This is a genomic window from Kitasatospora atroaurantiaca (assembly GCF_007828955.1).
GTDB classification, from domain to species: Bacteria; Actinomycetota; Actinomycetes; order Streptomycetales; family Streptomycetaceae; genus Kitasatospora; species Kitasatospora atroaurantiaca.
Genome location: NZ_VIVR01000001.1, coordinates 7,221,776 through 7,235,423, shown reverse-complemented (window position 1 = coordinate 7,235,423; position 13,648 = coordinate 7,221,776). Strand labels below are relative to the sequence as shown.

Sequence of the window (13,648 nt, the reverse complement as noted above, 5' to 3'; positions counted from 1 at the left end):
CGAGGGTCGGCGGCCGGTCCGGAGCGGCGCAATCGCCGTGGGGCCAGTGGCGCGTTGCGTCCGGTCATCGGCGAACCTGCCTGCGTACGCCGAGCAGTGCCCCGGTGATCCGGTGCATCCGGGGCGAGGCGATTTGGTCGTACACCTCTGCGAGGGCCGCGTTCCACGGCCCGTCGGCGTAGGTCGGGTAGGGGTGGATGGTCGCCGCGTAGCGGGAGGGCGTCCAGTGCAGGCGCACGGCGGTGGCGAGGTGGGCGATGGTCTCCCCGGCTCGCGGGGCGACGACGGTCGCACCCACGATCCGCCCGCGAGGGCCGAGCACCAGTCGGGTGAAGCCGTCGGTGCGGCCGTCCGCGACGGCCCGGTCCACCAGCCCGTGGTCCAGCTCCCTGACCCGGACGCGGTTCCCGTACTGCGTGCGGGCCTGCGCCTCGGTCAGACCGACACGCGCCACCTCGGGGTCCGTGAACGTCACGACGGGAACCGCCAGGTACTCGATCCGGCGGCGTACGCCCAGCAGCGCATCCACGACAGCCACGGCCGCCTGCGCTCCGGCGAGATGCGTGGACGCGGACTGTCTGGTGATGTCCCCGGCCGCATAGACCCGGTGATTGGTGGTCCGGAGCCGGCTGTCGACCCGAACGTGGCCGCGCTTGCCGAGCACTACACCGGCGTCGGCCAGGCCGAGCCCGCCGCTGCTGCTGGCACTCCCGGTGGTCACCAGCAGGCGGTCGAAGGGAAGCTCCCGCCCTGCCCCGTGCACCGCGCCCCCGCTGACGCGCTCGGCAGTGAAACCGGTCAGCACGGCGATGCCCTCATCCTCCAACCGTTGCCGCAGCAGCCGCGAGACACCCGGCTCCTCGCGCGGGAGCAACCGGTCCACCGCCTCCACGATCGTCACTCGCGAACCGAGGCGTGCGAAGGCCTGCGCCAGCTCGCAGCCGGTAGGACCGCCGCCCATGACCACCAGCCGCTCCGGGAGGTCTTCCAGGTCCCAGACGGTGTGGCTGGTCAGTGGCTCGGCTTCGTTGAGGCCCGGAACCGGCGGCAGCGTTGGGATCGATCCGGTGGCGAGCAGCGCGTACCGGAAGCCGATCGCTGTCCCGTTGACCGTCAGCGAGCGCGGTCCGGTGAAGTAGGCCGCGCCGTGCTTCACCTCGACGCCCAGCGGGCGCAGAGCCTCGGCCGAGTCGTGCGGGGCGACCACCGCGATGGCGCGGTGCACCTGGGCCATGACCGATCGCAGCTCAACCGGCCCGTCCCGGGACGCAAGCCCGTACGCTCCGACGCGCCGTGCGGCGTGCACATCGGCGGCGGCGTGCAGCAGCGCCTTGCTGGGCACGCAGCCGGTCCACAGGCAGTCGCCGCCCAAGCGGTCCCGTTCCACCAGCAGCGTGCGGGCACCCAGGCGCCCGGCTATCCGTGCCGCGGTCAGCCCAGCGCTGCCGCCCCCGACCACCACCATGTCGTAATCACCCACGAGCCCTCCGCCAAACGGGTGCGCGCCGCCTCAGAGCAAGCAGGAAACCCGGCACGGCACTCGGCTCCTTCCACCGTCGACGGCGATCCACCACGGCAGGACTTCCGGATGTCCGCTCTTGCGCGGGCAGCGCGAGCCTCCGAGGACGTCGGGGCGATCAGTTCTACTGTGCGCTCCATGGGAGAACCCGCACACTCGACCCGCCTCGAGCGCATCCTCGGCGTTCAGCTTTCGGAGGATGCCGTGCGCCAGTGGCCGCAGAGCGGCGAACTCATCAGGGGGAGGTCACGGATCGCTGACGTGGAGTCCCACTTCGTCGGGCTGAGACTCGGGGTGGGAAGGCGGCTTGCCTGCTTCAACACCGTCGTCGTCGAGTGGAGCACCGACTACGGCGACGGCCGGGTGTACCGGAACGTCTCCCTCGCCGAGCTTGACGACGGAATGGCGGTCCGGGTGACCGACTACTGGGGCGAGCCGTTCACCCCACCCCCGTGGCGGCAGACGCTGGCAGAAGGCCTCGAGATGCCCGCAGACGGCACCTGGCCCGCCGCCGACGCCCTCACGCAGGACTGAGCCGCCGGCGTCCGGCAGCCGTCACAGCCGCACGGCGACGATGCGCCGCAGCGGCACAGGTAGGTCCGCACGGACCCTGACCAGCGCGTTCAGCCACCGCTGGGCCGCTCGCAGCCGCGCGGCAGACACGCCGGGCAGGTAGAGGGAGGACAGCAGCAGGTCGGCGTCCTCGCGCGTGCCCAGGCGGTAGGCGAACCGCCGGCGCCTGTCGTCGGCCAGGCACAGCCCTGCCGCGTCCAGCAGCTGCGGCAGTCGACGCCTCAGCGCCCGGTCGTTGGGGTAGCCGATCGGCCGACCGAGCGCGCCGAGGAGACCGCCCAGCCACAGCGGGTCGATGAGGTGCAGCGGCCGGCGGTCGGGCACCAGTGCCACGAGTCTGCCGCCAGGAACCAGCACCCGGCGGATCTCGGCCAGGGCGGTGGGCAGCGGCGTGATGATCTGCAACGCCATCGCGCACACCACCGTGTCCACGCTCTCCGCGCCGAGCGGGAGCGCTCTGGCGTCGGCGAGCAGGAGCGGACCGGCTCCTCGGCTGCGGGCGAGGGCCAGCTCCCCCGGTGAGATGTCCAGGCCGAGGTAGCACTGCTGCCCCAGGGCCGGCCACAGCGGCGCGCTACCGCAGGCCAGATCCAGCAGCCGCCCTGCCGGAGGCACCTCCTCGAACAGCCACTCGTAGCCGGTTCCACCCTGGCAGTAGGCGCGGGACAGCACCGCCTCGGTGATCCCGGGCCGCCGCTGGTGAAACTCGGCGAGATACCTCTGCCACATCACACCGTCCACTATCAGGGCACGCTGCGAGCCGCTGCAGCGCCCGCAGGGCATGTCGCCGCTGGCGGGCCAGGGTGCGCCGCTGTCCGCCGTACAAGACGTGGCCGTCGGACGGGAAGGGCGCCCGTAGGCGTGACCAAGACTGGTCAGCGCATGGAAAGTGCTGATACGGGCATGCTGTACGCGGTGCAGGCGAGTTCCCCGAGCAGGACGCTTCGGCCGTCGCCGAAGCGTCTGGAGGGTACGCCGGCCCCGGCGGCCATACGCTCGACGGTCACCTGTGAGATGGCGACGAAGCTGTGGACAGCCTCGCCGGCCGCGTACTCGGCGGCGGCTGCAAGGAGGCGCTGGGTCAGTTCGTACCCGCTGCCGCGCACGTGTGCCGGCCGGGTGACGCACAGTCGGCTGATCTCCCAGGTCTGCGGGTCGCAGGGTGCGGGTGCTCCGCGCAGGGCCTGGGGGAAGACGTCGCGCAGCATGTAGGGACCGGTGGTGGGGAGCATGCGCAGGCTTGCGGTCACCGTGCCGGATTCCGTGTGGCAGCCGATGACATAGACGGGGTCCAGGTCGTCGAAGCTGTCCCGCTCACGGCCGTTTCGGCTCCGCACCTGCCACCGCAGCCGCTCGTGGAAGACCTGGTGCCGCAGGCGGAACATGGCGTCGCGCAGCTCGCCGGGCAGATGGGGGTCCGCTGGACGACCGGCGACGATGCGATGCACAGCGGAGGTTCCTTGCTTGGCGGGCGGGGTGCTGGTCAGCCAGCCGGGACCGGTTCCTGACTCGGACGCAGACTCCCGCGCCGGTAAGCGGGTCTGTACGGTGCTCACTCCGATCCGGGCTGGCGCTTGGTGGCGGCTCGGTGCTTGTGCCGGCGCAGGCGGTGACGGTGTGCTCTGAGCAGTAGACGGGTCGCGAGGACGAGGGCGGAAACGGTGAACAGGCCTGTGGTGATCAGCGCCCAGCGTGGCAGGAACACGGATTCGTCCAGGTCCGTGGTGACTGCATAGCCGTCGACGAGGTTCAGGATGAGGGGCAGCCAGACGAGGAGGAGCAGGACGGAGATGAAGGCGGGAAAGCGCAGGTAGTTGAGGTAGGCCGGGGCTTGGTCGGGTTCGGCGCCGGAGGCCGGCGCGGTCTGTGCGGTGCGATCGGCGGCCGTGTACAGGGGGAAGAGGACGAGATCGTGGACGACGGCCGCACCGACGAACCAGACCACGACGAGGAGCGCCTCCTGGTCCAGCATGCGGGTGCCGGCTTACCAGGCGAGGGCGAAGGAGGCGGCGAGGGCGAGCAGGTGCAGCGGGCTGGAACCGTACCAGCGTCGGAAGCGTTCACGGTCACGTCCTGAAGGTCAGGCCGCCCACCCACTTGGTGTTGTGCACCCCTGGGGCGGCGGGAACGATGGTGCGGGCCGGGAACCCGTGGTCCACGGAGAGGTCGGCGCCGTTCACACGCAGCGCGAGCAGCGAGCGCCCGTCGTGGATCTGATTGCGGGCCAGCACCGCTGTGCGGAAAGTGCCCTCGGGCTGGACGGATTCGACCAGGACCGTCGAGGCGTCCGGAACACCGGCCAGCGCGGCGAGGGCCGCAAGGGGGACGCCGGCACCGGGCGCAGAGGTCGGACCGGGCCAGATCGCCACCTGGGGACGCGCCACCACCCACCGGGCGGACGCGTTCGGCTTCACCTGGGACCGCACCGGAACGTCCAGCAAGCACTTCCCGTTCGACTGGAGCGGCCCAAACTGAGCGACATCCCGCGCTCCGACGCTTCAAGCTGCGACTGCCTGGTAAGGCCGGCCGCGCGCGGCGCGCCGGTTCGCCGGAGTCCTACGGCTGACCACGCTCAGAACACCGGTACTTACGGACGCCGCCGACCGCGGCTAGCGTGGAAGTACGCCGCTCCTCGGCCGATCCCGCGGAGCGGAACCAGCCATGAACACCTCCCGCTCACCACCGCCACGACCAGCCCCGAACGCCGTCCGGAAGGACCGGACGACGGGGCCGCGAGTGAGAGGGAGGAATTTCATGACGTACACCATTTCCGGTAACTACCTGGCCGCCTGCTCCTGCGCCGTGGTCTGCGGCTGCAGCGTCGACGCCCAGCCCAGGGACCCGCAGGGCGGCACCGAGTGCCTTGGCGCAGCGGTGTTTCACATCAGTGAGGGCCGCCTGGACGACACCGACCTCGCCGGGGTCGACTTCGCCTTCTACAACCAGTTCCCCTCGCACCTGACCGCCGGTAACTGGAAGGTCGGCCTGGTCATCGACAGCGGAGCCAGCGACGCCCAGGCGGATGCGGTCGGCCGGATCCTGTCCGGCCAGGAGGGCGGCCCGTTCGGCGAACTCGCCCAGTTCATCGGCGAGTTCCTCGGAACCGAACGCGGCGAAGTGTCGCTCACCGACGACGACGCACCGGGCCTGGACGTGCCCGGGCACAGCCGGGTGACGTACGAGCCGCTGCTCGGCGTCGACGGCACCCCGACCACCGTCAAGAACGCGATGTTCGGCTTCTCCGCCGAGTACGGGATCGGCAAGGCCGGCGGCACCTCCAGCGCCTTCGGCCTGACCTTCGAACCCGTCTACGGCGAGAAGGCCGATTTCGTCTTCAGCAGCGAACAGGAGGCGGGAGCGCCCAAGGGGCGGGTGTGAGCAGCCCCGACGCACCGCGGAGGAGGTCTTCCCGGCCTCCTCCGCGATCCGAGCCGCCGCCGCGCCTGCTGGCCACCGTCTTCTCGCGGGCCTCACTGGCGAAGTGTGTCCCGATCGCGTTGGTGGTCGGCACCCTGCTGTCGTTGGTCAACCAGGGCTCGGTGCTGTTCGCGGGTACCGCCACGGGCGTGACCTGGCTGCGGGTAGCGGTCAACTACCTCGTGCCGTTCTGCGTCTCCAGCGCCGGCTTCTACGGAGCCCGCCGCTCCCGGCCGTGAGGGCCACATCATCGGGGGCTACATCATGTCGCCCGGGGTGAGGCCCGGCAGCAGCCAGCTCTGGAAGGGCGCCAGCACCGCCAGCACCAGGAACGCCACCCCGCTGACCCGGGCCAGCAGCGGGCGCGCCGCCACAGCTTCTCCAGGAAGATCACCACCGCGATCCCGGCCATGGCCGCCACGTTCATCACGCCGAGCGGCACCAGGACCACCATCAGTGCCCAGCAGCAGCCCAGGCAGTACCCGCCGTGGTGCAGCCCGACCCGGAGGTCCCGCAGCGGCGGCCGGTAGCCCGCGTAGTGCATCAGCTGAGCCATCGGGCTGCGGCAGTGCCGCAGGCACACGTACTTCAGCGGACCCAGCTGATACAGCCCGGCCAGCGCGAAGGCGGCCGCGCCGATCCACTTCCCGACGTCCGGATCGCGGTCCACCAGGTGCCCGGTGAGGGCCAGCCCGCCGTAGGCCAGCAGCCCGAAAGACGTCCACACCAGCAGGTAGCCGCCCAGGAACTCCGCGGTACGGACCGCCCGCTCCGCCCCGCTCGCCTGCCGGCCGATCCCGCGCGCCCAGGTCACCGCCACCGGCGCGACCGACGGCAGCATCATCGCCGCCATCATCGCCAGCCACAGGACGAGAAACAGCGGCAGCGCCATCCCCATCGTGCCCGGCTCGATCCCCATGTCCCGGGCCTGCCCGACCGTGAACACCCAGGCCAGGGCCGCGATCACCACGATCAGGCCCCAGGCGAGGGCCAGGTCCCTGGCGGGCATCAGCACCCCAGGGCGCAGCGGCTGCTTCTCCACGGTGACGGTACGCATGCTGCTCTCCTGCCTGGTCCTTCCAGGACAGCACACGACGCCGACGGCAAAACCCGGCCACAGTCGCCGCGAAGACTCGTGTACCACCTTCCCCGAGTGACGCCCGCGCCATCCGCGCATACAGGCGTCAGCCTGGCACCGTGTGCCAGGGGGCGTCCGAGCGTGTCGGGTTGGGGCTCGCGGCCAGTCGGAGGGCGTACACATCAAGGTCGCCGTGGTCGGCGACGGGACCGAGGTGGCCGAGGTAGGTGTGGCCGGTGAGGTGGCACCAGGCCGGCAGGTCGAGCGGGGCGGCCGGGTCGGTGGCGACGACGTGGACCACAGTGCCAGCCGGGACGCCCGCGATGCGCTTGCGCAGGTGCAGGAGCAGGGCCACGCAGAGCATGCCGGTGCCGTCCACGACGACCGGCTCGTCGTCGGCGGTGCGGGGGCCGGTCATGCGGCGCCGGCCTCGACGGGCAGAGCGGCGAGGCGCCATTCGAGCATGCCGTCGGCGAGCCGCTTCGCGGTGCGGCCGCGGGCGGCCAGGAGTCGGACGGCGTCGTGGGCGAGGACGCAGTTGGTGCCCCGGCAGTAGGCGACGACTTCCGTGTCGGCGGGCAGGTCGGCGAGGCGCGCTTCGAGTTCGTCCAGGGGAATGGAGATGGCGCCAGGGATGTGGCCGGCGGCGTACTCCTCGGCGGGTCGGACGTCGATCACGATCGCCGTGCCGGACCGCACCCGGTCCAGCAGCTGTTCGCGGGTGAGGTGGTCGGTGTCCTCGGGCCCGAGGTAGGCGGCGCGCGCCTGCTCGGTGGCCGCAAGGTGCGTACGGGCGACCTCCTGCAGTAGTGCGTACAGGGCGGCGACGTCGTCCCCGGCGAGCCGGTAGTGGATGCGCACCCCCTCGCGGCGGGTGGTCACCAGCCCAGCCTGCTTGAGGGTCTGCAGGTGCGCGGAGGCGGTGGTCAGCCCGAGACCGGCGGCCTTGGCGAGGGCGTCGACGCTGCGCTCGCCCTGGGCGAGCAGGTCCAGCAGTTCCAGCCGCTTGCCGTTGGACAGCGCCTTGCCGGCGGTGGCGAGAGCGTCGAACAGCGCGGCCTTGCGGGTGGGGTCTCCCATGGCATCCTCCATAAATCCATGGAATATTGTATGAGTAGTCGGGTGGGGACGCCACCCGCACCGCCACAAGGCTGGAGGACGCCATGGGCTTCGCCGACGAGCACCTGATACCCCTGGTCGACGCGGGGCTGGGCAACAGCGCCTACCTGGTCGACCTCGGCGACGGCCGCGCCTTGGCCGTGGACGCCTCCCGCGACCTGCGGGCCCTGCGGGCCGCGGCCGCGAAGCGCGGCCTGACGGTGGCGTTCGCCGCCGACACCCACCTGCATGCCGACTTCCTCACCGGCGCGCTCCAGCTCGCGGCCGACGACGGCGCCACCGTGCTTGCCTCCGCCGCCGGCCACCGCGCCTTCCCGCACACTCCGCTGGTCGACGGCGACGAGGTGGACCTCGGCGGGCTGGCCCTTCGGGCGCTCGCCACCCCCGGCCATACCGACGAGCACGTGTCGTTTCTGCTTCTCGACGGCGCCCGGGAGCTGGGGGTGTTCACCGGCGGGTCGCTGATCGCCGGCTCCGCCGCCCGCACCGACCTCCAGGGTGCCGACCGGGCGGAGGAACTGGCCCGCGCCCAGTACCGCTCGCTACGGCGCCTGGTCGCCCTGCCGGACGCGACCGCAGTGTGGCCGACCCACGGCGCCGGGTCGTTCTGCTCGGCCCCGCCCGGCAGCGAGCGGACCACCACCATCGGCGCGCAGAAGCGGGCGAACGACCTGCTCGCGGCCCCGGACGAGGACACGTTCGTCCGCAGCCTGCTCGGCTCGCTCGGCTCCTACCCCGCGTACTTCGACCGCCTCGGCGAGATCAACCGTCGGGGCCCGGCCCTGCTGAGCACCACGCCAGGCCTTCGGCCGCTCACCGCCGCTGCCGTGCGTGGCCTGCTGGCCGACGGCGCGTACGTCGTGGACGCCCGACCGGTCGCCGAGTTCGCCGCCGGACACATCCCGGGCGCGGTCTCCAACCCATTGCGGCCGGCGTTCGCGACCTGGCTCGGCTGGCTGCTGCCGCCGGACGTGCCGCTCGTTCTTGTCCTCGGCCGCGGCCAGGACGGCGCCGAGCTCGCCTGGCAGGCCGCGAAGATCGGCTATGACCGGCTCGCCGGTCAGCTGGCAGGTGGCATGGACGCCTGGCACGCCGACGGCGGCCCGGTCGAGTCGATCGAGCTGGTGACGGCCGAGAAGATCGGTACCCGTCCGGTGCTGGACGTACGGCAGGACACCGAGTTCACCAGCGGGCACATCCCCGGCGCCGCCCACCGCGAGCTCGGCGACCTGGTCGCCGACGGCCAGGAGGTGGGCGACGGGGTGGTGGTGATGTGCGGGCACGGCGAGCGCGCGATGACTGCCGCCAGCCTCCTCGCTGCTCGCGGTGCCCGCGACCTCGCGGTGCTGGTCGGCGGAGCCCAGGACTGGGCGGCCGCGACCGGCCGCCGGCTGGAGGACGGCCGGTGACCGCCCCCGCTCCCGCAGAAGCCCCCACCGGCGAGATTCGGCTCGGACTGCGCGTCAACCTCGCCCAGTTCTCCCTGCTGGTGGCGGTCAACGCACTGGTAGGCGGAATGCTCGGCCAGGAACGCACCGTCCTGCCGCTGCTGGCCGACCAGACCTTCCACCTGTCCGCCTACACCGCCGCGCTCACCTACATCGTGGCGTTCGGCGCGACCAAGGCCGTCACCAACTTCTTCGCCGGCACCCTCTCCGACCGGTACGGCAGAAAGCCCGTCCTGGTCGCCGGCTGGATCGTCGCGCTGCCGGTGCCGCTGCTGCTGATCTGGGCTCCGTCCTGGGGCTGGGTCGTGTTCGCCAACGTGCTGCTCGGCGTCAACCAGGGCCTGACCTGGTCGACCACCGTCATCATGAAGATCGACCTCGTCGGCCCGGCCCGCCGCGGCCTGGCGATGGGCTTCAACGAGGCCGCCGGCTACGGGGCACTCGCCGCCACCGCGATGGCCACCGGCGCCATCGCCGCCCACTGGGGACTTCGACCCGAACCGTTCTTCCTCGGCATCGCCTACGCCGCCCTCGGCCTCAGCCTCTCCGCCCTCGCCGTCCGCGAGACCCGCGACCACGCCCGCGCCGAGGCCGCCCTCCACCCGGTACCGGCCAACCCGGACCACCACGGCGAGCTGACCACCGGACAGATCGCCCGCACCACCAGCCTCACCGACAAGGCCCTGTCCTCCGCCAGCTGGGCCGGGATGGTCAACAACCTCAACGACGCCCTCGCCTGGGGCATCTTCCCCCTCCTGTTCGCCGCGCACGGGCTCAGCATCGGCCGGATCGGCCTGCTCGCCGCCCTCTACCCCGCCGTCTGGGGCATCGGGCAAATCCTCACCGGCTGGTGGTCCGACCGCATCGGCCGCAAACACCTCATCACCGCCGGCATGCTCCTGCAGGGCGTCGCCATCGCCCTGGTGGCCGCCGGCACCGCCTTCCCCGTCTGGGCCACCGCGCAGGTCCTGCTCGGCGCGGGCACCGCGATGGTCTACCCGACCCTGCTCGCCGTCATCGGAGACGTCGCACACCCCGCCTGGCGCGCCCGCGCCGTCGGCGTCTACCGGCTGTGGCGCGACGGCGGCTTCGCCGTCGGCGCCCTCCTCGCCGGAACCCTCGCCGACGCCTACGGCCTCACCACCGCCATCTGGACCGTCGCCGTGCTCACCGCCGCCGCCGGCGTGGTGGTCGCGGTGCGGATGTACGAAACCCATCCCCGCACCTGACCCAGCAGCCGCCGCCTCCGCCGCGGCCGGTGGTTCACCGGCGGGCGAGCTTGGCGGCGTACGCCGGGCCGAATCCGGTGCCCTCGCGCTGCCACACGTCGGCAGTGCTCTGGGTGGTAGCCGAGCAGACCTCTCGCAACGACGGTATCGGCAAGCCCGGCAATCGGAACTTGCGGAAGTGGGGACCTTGCTGACGCGCCGCAGGCCACGCGGCCGACAACGGATGCCGCTCGGATGCCCGCGCGCTGACAGCCGGGTTGGGGGTTCGGGTGATCTTCGCCGCGCTCGCGGAGTTCATCCGCGAGCTGTCGGCGTAAGCCCTGGCACTCTCTACAACCACATCCGCGACATCAGAAACTCCGCGCCTCCGGGCGGGTTCCGAAGCAGCTCACCGCTGGCTGACCGCTACCGCCGTGCTCCGGCCCGACACCCAGCCCGGGGGTTACTCATCCTGGGCGGTCGAATCCGCTGGGCCTCGGGCCGGATCGTGCAGTCCCGAGCGTGGTCGTTGATCAATCCCATGGCCTGCATGAACGCGAACACCGTGGTCGGCCCGACGAACTTCCAGCCGCGCTTCTTCAGGTCCTTCGACAGGGCAACCGAGGCCGGGGAAGTCGACATGGTCTGCGGCTCGGCCAGGTCGGCTGCGTCGGGTTCGAAGCGCCAGACGAACGCCGCCAAAGACCCCTCCCGTTCGACCAGTTCCTCGGCCCGGCGGGCGTTGTTGATCACCGCCTCGATCTTGCCGCGATGCCGGACGATGCCCGCGTCACCCAGGAGACGCTCGACGTCGTACTGGTCGAATCGGGCGACGGCAGGGATCTCGAAGGCCGCGAAGGCCGAGCGGAAGTTCTCGCGCTTGGCCAGGATCGTGCGCCAGCTCAGCCCGGACTGGAAGCCCTCCAGGCTCAGCTTCTCGAACAGGCGCTGGTCGTCACCGACGGGGAAGCCCCATTCGGTGTCGTGGTAGGCGAGGAACTCCGGGGCCGTTCCGCTCCACGCGCAGCGCGGCGCGCCGTCAGGTCCGAGGAATGGTGTCGTCACAGCAGGAAGCTCAGTCGCTCGTCCGCCATGCCCGGCGCGATCTCGATGATCTCCGGCGTGACGACGTCGTGGGCGACGAACGGGTCCTCGTCGACGCGCTTCTGCAGCTCCTCGAGCGAGGTGTTGTGGGCGAGGACCGCGCCGCCGAGGCCTGGCTGGATGCTGCCGACCAGCAGGAAGACCCCGTCGTCCAGGCCGCGCTTGATCCACTCTTGATGGCCAGCCATGTGCTGGCCAGCGGCGGACTTGTTGTCGGAGAAGCGAAGCAGGACCACGAACATGCGATCTCTCATTTCTCGTAGGTGTGCAGCCAGTCGCGCATCCGGTCGACTTCCCGCTGGATGAACGCCTCATCGCGGAAGGCGTTGGCCATGACGGCGACGCCCTGGCTGAAGGCGAGCACGTGCATCGCCAGCTCGTCGGCCTGCTCCGCCGGCCCGATCAGCGCGAACTGCTCGCGGAGCCAGGTGCGGAACACGGCGAACAGGCGGCCGGCTTGGCCGAGCATGGCGTGCTCCAGCTTGGCCAGCTCCGTGGTCAAGGTGCCCACGGGGCAGCCGTAGTCCTGGATGTCGGCACGGTTCGTCAGCACGATCTCGATGTACCGCATGATCCGGCCGGCCGGGGTGGATGCTTCGGCCTCCCACTGCTCGAGCATCCGCCGGGTGTCGGCGAGGCGGGCGTCGATCACCGCGTCGAGGATCGCGTCCTTGGACTTGAAGTGGTAGTAGAAGTTGCCCCGCGACAGCCCGACGGCTCCGGCGATGTCCGCGAACGAGGTGTGCTCGTAGCCGTGGTGGTAGAAGAGCCGGTCGGCCGCCGCCACGATCTGTTCGCGGGTAGCCACAGCAGCCACGGTGATCCCCTTCCGATGCTGTAGGACAGTCGACCTAGAGCCACAACGTAGGTCAGCTGTCCTAGATCGTCAAGCCGTTGACACCACGGAGGCGGCAGACCTAGCGTGACGGCGCTCTAGGACGACTGTCCTACGATGTTCGCCGCAACGCTGGAGCTCTGCATGCACCTCGACTTGTTCACGCCGTTCGACCTTGGCGGTCTCACGCTCGCCAACCGGATGGTGATGGCGCCGATGACCCGTAACCGCGCCAACGCCGACGGGTGCGTTTCTCCGCTGATGGTCGCCCACTACCGGCAGCGTGCCACCGCGGGCCTGATCATCGCGGAATCCACCACGGTCTCGCTGCAGGCGGTGGGCTACCCCTTCACGCCCGGGCTGTACACCGACTCCCACGCGCCGAGCTGGCGGCGCCTGACCGACGCGGTGCACGCGGAGGGCGGCCGCATCTTCGTCCAGCTGCAGCACTGCGGCCGCGTCTCCCATCCGAGCCTGCTGGACGGGCAGGCGCCCGTCGCCCCTTCGGCGCTCGCACCCGCGGGCCAGGCCGTCACCTACGCCGGCCCGCAGGACTTCGTGACACCCCGCGCGCTCGACGCCGACGAGCTGCCGGGAATCGTCGACCAGTTCCGCCGCGCCGCCGAGTTGGCCAGGCAGGCGGGCTTCGACGGCACCGAGGTCCACGCCGGGAACGGCTACCTGTCGACCAGTTCCTGCGTGACGGGACCAACCACCGCTCCGATGTGTACGGAGGCAGCGCAGCCAACCGCATGCGCCTGCTGAACGAGGTCCTCGAGGCCGTCTGCGAGCAGTGGCCCGCCGAGCGGGTGGGGGTTCGCCTGACGCCGGAGAACGGCTTCAACTCGATGTCGGACTCCGACCCGCAGCGCCACTTCGAGTACTTCCTGGGGCAGCTGAGCGCGCGAGGCCTGGCGTACGCGCACGTCCTAGAGGGCGACATGGCGACGACGACCGCCTCCGTCGACTACCGCGCGCTGCGGGAGCGGTTCGCCGGCCCGTACATCGCCAACAACGGCTACGACCTCGCGCGCGCCCGGGCAGCAGTGTGCGCCGGGTACGCCGACCTGGTTGCCTTCGGCACGCCGTTCATCGCCAACCCGGACCTGGTCCGCCGCTACCGCGAGAACCTCCCACTGGCCGCGGCCGCCCCCACCACGTTCTACGGCGGCGGCGAGGCCGGCTACACGGACTACCCGTTCTACCAGGGCGACGAATCCCGGACAGGCGCCCTCGCGGCTGATGCCGATGACCGGCACGACCTACCGCCGCTGCCCGCTCTGCAGGGCCTGCCGCCGGTCGGCTGAGGGCGAGGCCCTGGCCGGGGTCTTCGGCGATCATGGCCGG

General features: G+C 71.4%; 14 protein-coding genes and 4 pseudogenes. 7 read left to right on the top strand and 11 right to left on the bottom strand.

What is annotated here, in order from left to right; genetic code table 11:
- Positions 1-64: 64 nt before the first annotated feature.
- A complete protein-coding gene (locus FB465_RS32375; protein WP_170290734.1) occupies positions 65-1,480 on the bottom strand; it encodes a dihydrolipoyl dehydrogenase family protein in 1,416 nt (471 codons plus the stop codon).
- Positions 1,481-1,657: 177 nt separating this feature from the next.
- Between FB465_RS32375 and FB465_RS32370 the strand changes: the two genes are divergently transcribed.
- Complete coding sequence (locus FB465_RS32370; RefSeq protein ID WP_145796311.1) at positions 1,658-2,053, top strand: nuclear transport factor 2-like protein; 396 nt, start codon at positions 1,658-1,660, stop codon at positions 2,051-2,053.
- A gap of 21 nt (positions 2,054-2,074) precedes the next feature.
- On the opposite strand, the gene FB465_RS32365 is transcribed toward FB465_RS32370, so the two are convergent.
- The 4 genes and pseudogenes from FB465_RS32365 to FB465_RS32350 all read right to left on the bottom strand — a co-directional run.
- Positions 2,075-2,821 (bottom strand): class I SAM-dependent methyltransferase, encoded by a 747-nt coding sequence (locus FB465_RS32365; RefSeq protein WP_145796310.1) that lies wholly within the window; start codon positions 2,819-2,821, stop codon positions 2,075-2,077.
- Positions 2,822-2,967: 146 nt separating this feature from the next.
- Positions 2,968-3,540, bottom strand: coding sequence for an acyl-homoserine-lactone synthase (locus FB465_RS32360; protein WP_145796308.1), 573 nt, complete (start codon positions 3,538-3,540; stop codon positions 2,968-2,970).
- 104 nt (positions 3,541-3,644) lie between these two features.
- The gene (locus FB465_RS32355) at positions 3,645-4,064 is read right to left on the bottom strand and encodes a hypothetical protein (protein ID WP_246192998.1); all 420 of its coding nucleotides are present in this window, start codon (positions 4,062-4,064) and stop codon (positions 3,645-3,647) included.
- 94 nt (positions 4,065-4,158) lie between these two features.
- A pseudogene (locus FB465_RS32350) lies at positions 4,159-4,422 on the bottom strand (molybdopterin-dependent oxidoreductase); the annotation flags it as partial.
- Between the two features lies 1 nt (position 4,423).
- On the opposite strand from FB465_RS32350, the pseudogene FB465_RS38025 reads away from it, so the two are divergent.
- The 3 genes and pseudogenes from FB465_RS38025 to nrtS form a co-directional block, all read left to right on the top strand.
- Positions 4,424-4,567, top strand: a pseudogene (locus FB465_RS38025) (DUF1326 domain-containing protein); the annotation flags it as partial.
- 279 nt (positions 4,568-4,846) lie between these two features.
- On the top strand, positions 4,847-5,470 hold the full coding sequence (locus FB465_RS32345; protein ID WP_145796304.1) for a DUF1326 domain-containing protein: 624 nt from the start codon (positions 4,847-4,849) through the stop codon (positions 5,468-5,470).
- On the top strand, positions 5,467-5,748 hold the full coding sequence (nrtS, locus tag FB465_RS36415; protein ID WP_211785900.1) for a nitrate/nitrite transporter NrtS: 282 nt from the start codon (positions 5,467-5,469) through the stop codon (positions 5,746-5,748). Before FB465_RS32345 ends, nrtS begins: the two co-directional genes overlap by 4 nt.
- A gap of 18 nt (positions 5,749-5,766) precedes the next feature.
- Here nrtS and FB465_RS32335 read toward each other — a convergent pair.
- From FB465_RS32335 to FB465_RS32325, 3 genes and pseudogenes are all read right to left on the bottom strand, one after another.
- A pseudogene (locus tag FB465_RS32335) lies at positions 5,767-6,566 on the bottom strand (DUF2182 domain-containing protein).
- Between the two features lie 127 nt (positions 6,567-6,693).
- A complete protein-coding gene (locus FB465_RS32330; protein WP_145796303.1) occupies positions 6,694-7,005 on the bottom strand; it encodes a sulfurtransferase TusA family protein in 312 nt (103 codons plus the stop codon).
- A complete protein-coding gene (locus FB465_RS32325; RefSeq protein ID WP_145796301.1) occupies positions 7,002-7,667 on the bottom strand; it encodes an ArsR/SmtB family transcription factor in 666 nt (221 codons plus the stop codon). The genes FB465_RS32330 and FB465_RS32325 overlap by 4 nt, the downstream gene beginning before the upstream one ends.
- A gap of 83 nt (positions 7,668-7,750) precedes the next feature.
- On the opposite strand from FB465_RS32325, the gene FB465_RS32320 reads away from it, so the two are divergent.
- Together FB465_RS32320 and FB465_RS32315 are read left to right on the top strand one after the other, a co-directional pair.
- Positions 7,751-9,115: an MBL fold metallo-hydrolase gene (locus tag FB465_RS32320; RefSeq protein WP_145796299.1), complete on the top strand. Its 1,365-nt coding sequence runs from the start codon at positions 7,751-7,753 to the stop codon at positions 9,113-9,115.
- Positions 9,112-10,383, top strand: coding sequence for an MFS transporter (locus FB465_RS32315; RefSeq protein WP_145796297.1), 1,272 nt, complete (start codon positions 9,112-9,114; stop codon positions 10,381-10,383). Before FB465_RS32320 ends, FB465_RS32315 begins: the two co-directional genes overlap by 4 nt.
- Positions 10,384-10,788: 405 nt before the next feature.
- Here FB465_RS32315 and FB465_RS32310 read toward each other — a convergent pair whose 3' ends face one another.
- From FB465_RS32310 to FB465_RS32300, 3 genes are read right to left on the bottom strand one after another with little or no spacing between them, the layout of a single operon-like run.
- Positions 10,789-11,427: a DNA-3-methyladenine glycosylase I gene (locus FB465_RS32310; protein WP_145796294.1), complete on the bottom strand. Its 639-nt coding sequence runs from the start codon at positions 11,425-11,427 to the stop codon at positions 10,789-10,791.
- Positions 11,424-11,708, bottom strand: a complete 285-nt coding sequence (locus FB465_RS32305; protein ID WP_145796292.1) for a YciI family protein — start codon at positions 11,706-11,708, stop codon at positions 11,424-11,426. Before FB465_RS32305 ends, FB465_RS32310 begins: the two co-directional genes overlap by 4 nt.
- A gap of 8 nt (positions 11,709-11,716) precedes the next feature.
- Positions 11,717-12,283: a TetR/AcrR family transcriptional regulator gene (locus tag FB465_RS32300; RefSeq protein WP_145796291.1), complete on the bottom strand. Its 567-nt coding sequence runs from the start codon at positions 12,281-12,283 to the stop codon at positions 11,717-11,719.
- 135 nt (positions 12,284-12,418) lie between these two features.
- On the opposite strand from FB465_RS32300, the pseudogene FB465_RS32295 reads away from it, so the two are divergent.
- Positions 12,419-13,608 (top strand): annotated as a pseudogene (locus FB465_RS32295) (alkene reductase).
- The last annotated feature ends 40 nt before the right edge of the window (positions 13,609-13,648 follow it).

Excerpts from the sequence above, each read along its gene's own strand:
- FB465_RS32320 (WP_145796299.1), top strand. The coding sequence starts at position 7,751 with ATGGGCTTCGCCGACGAGCACCTGATACCCCTGGTCGACGCGGGGCTG.
- FB465_RS32330 (WP_145796303.1), bottom strand. The coding sequence starts at position 7,005 with ATGACCGGCCCCCGCACCGCCGACGACGAGCCGGTCGTCGTGGACGGC.
- FB465_RS32325 (WP_145796301.1), bottom strand. The coding sequence starts at position 7,667 with ATGGGAGACCCCACCCGCAAGGCCGCGCTGTTCGACGCTCTCGCCACC.
- FB465_RS32365 (WP_145796310.1), bottom strand. The coding sequence starts at position 2,821 with ATGTGGCAGAGGTATCTCGCCGAGTTTCACCAGCGGCGGCCCGGGATC.
- FB465_RS32305 (WP_145796292.1), bottom strand. The coding sequence starts at position 11,708 with ATGTTCGTGGTCCTGCTTCGCTTCTCCGACAACAAGTCCGCCGCTGGC.
- FB465_RS32370 (WP_145796311.1), top strand. The coding sequence starts at position 1,658 with ATGGGAGAACCCGCACACTCGACCCGCCTCGAGCGCATCCTCGGCGTT.
- FB465_RS32355 (WP_246192998.1), bottom strand. The coding sequence starts at position 4,064 with ATGCTGGACCAGGAGGCGCTCCTCGTCGTGGTCTGGTTCGTCGGTGCG.
- FB465_RS32345 (WP_145796304.1), top strand. The coding sequence starts at position 4,847 with ATGACGTACACCATTTCCGGTAACTACCTGGCCGCCTGCTCCTGCGCC.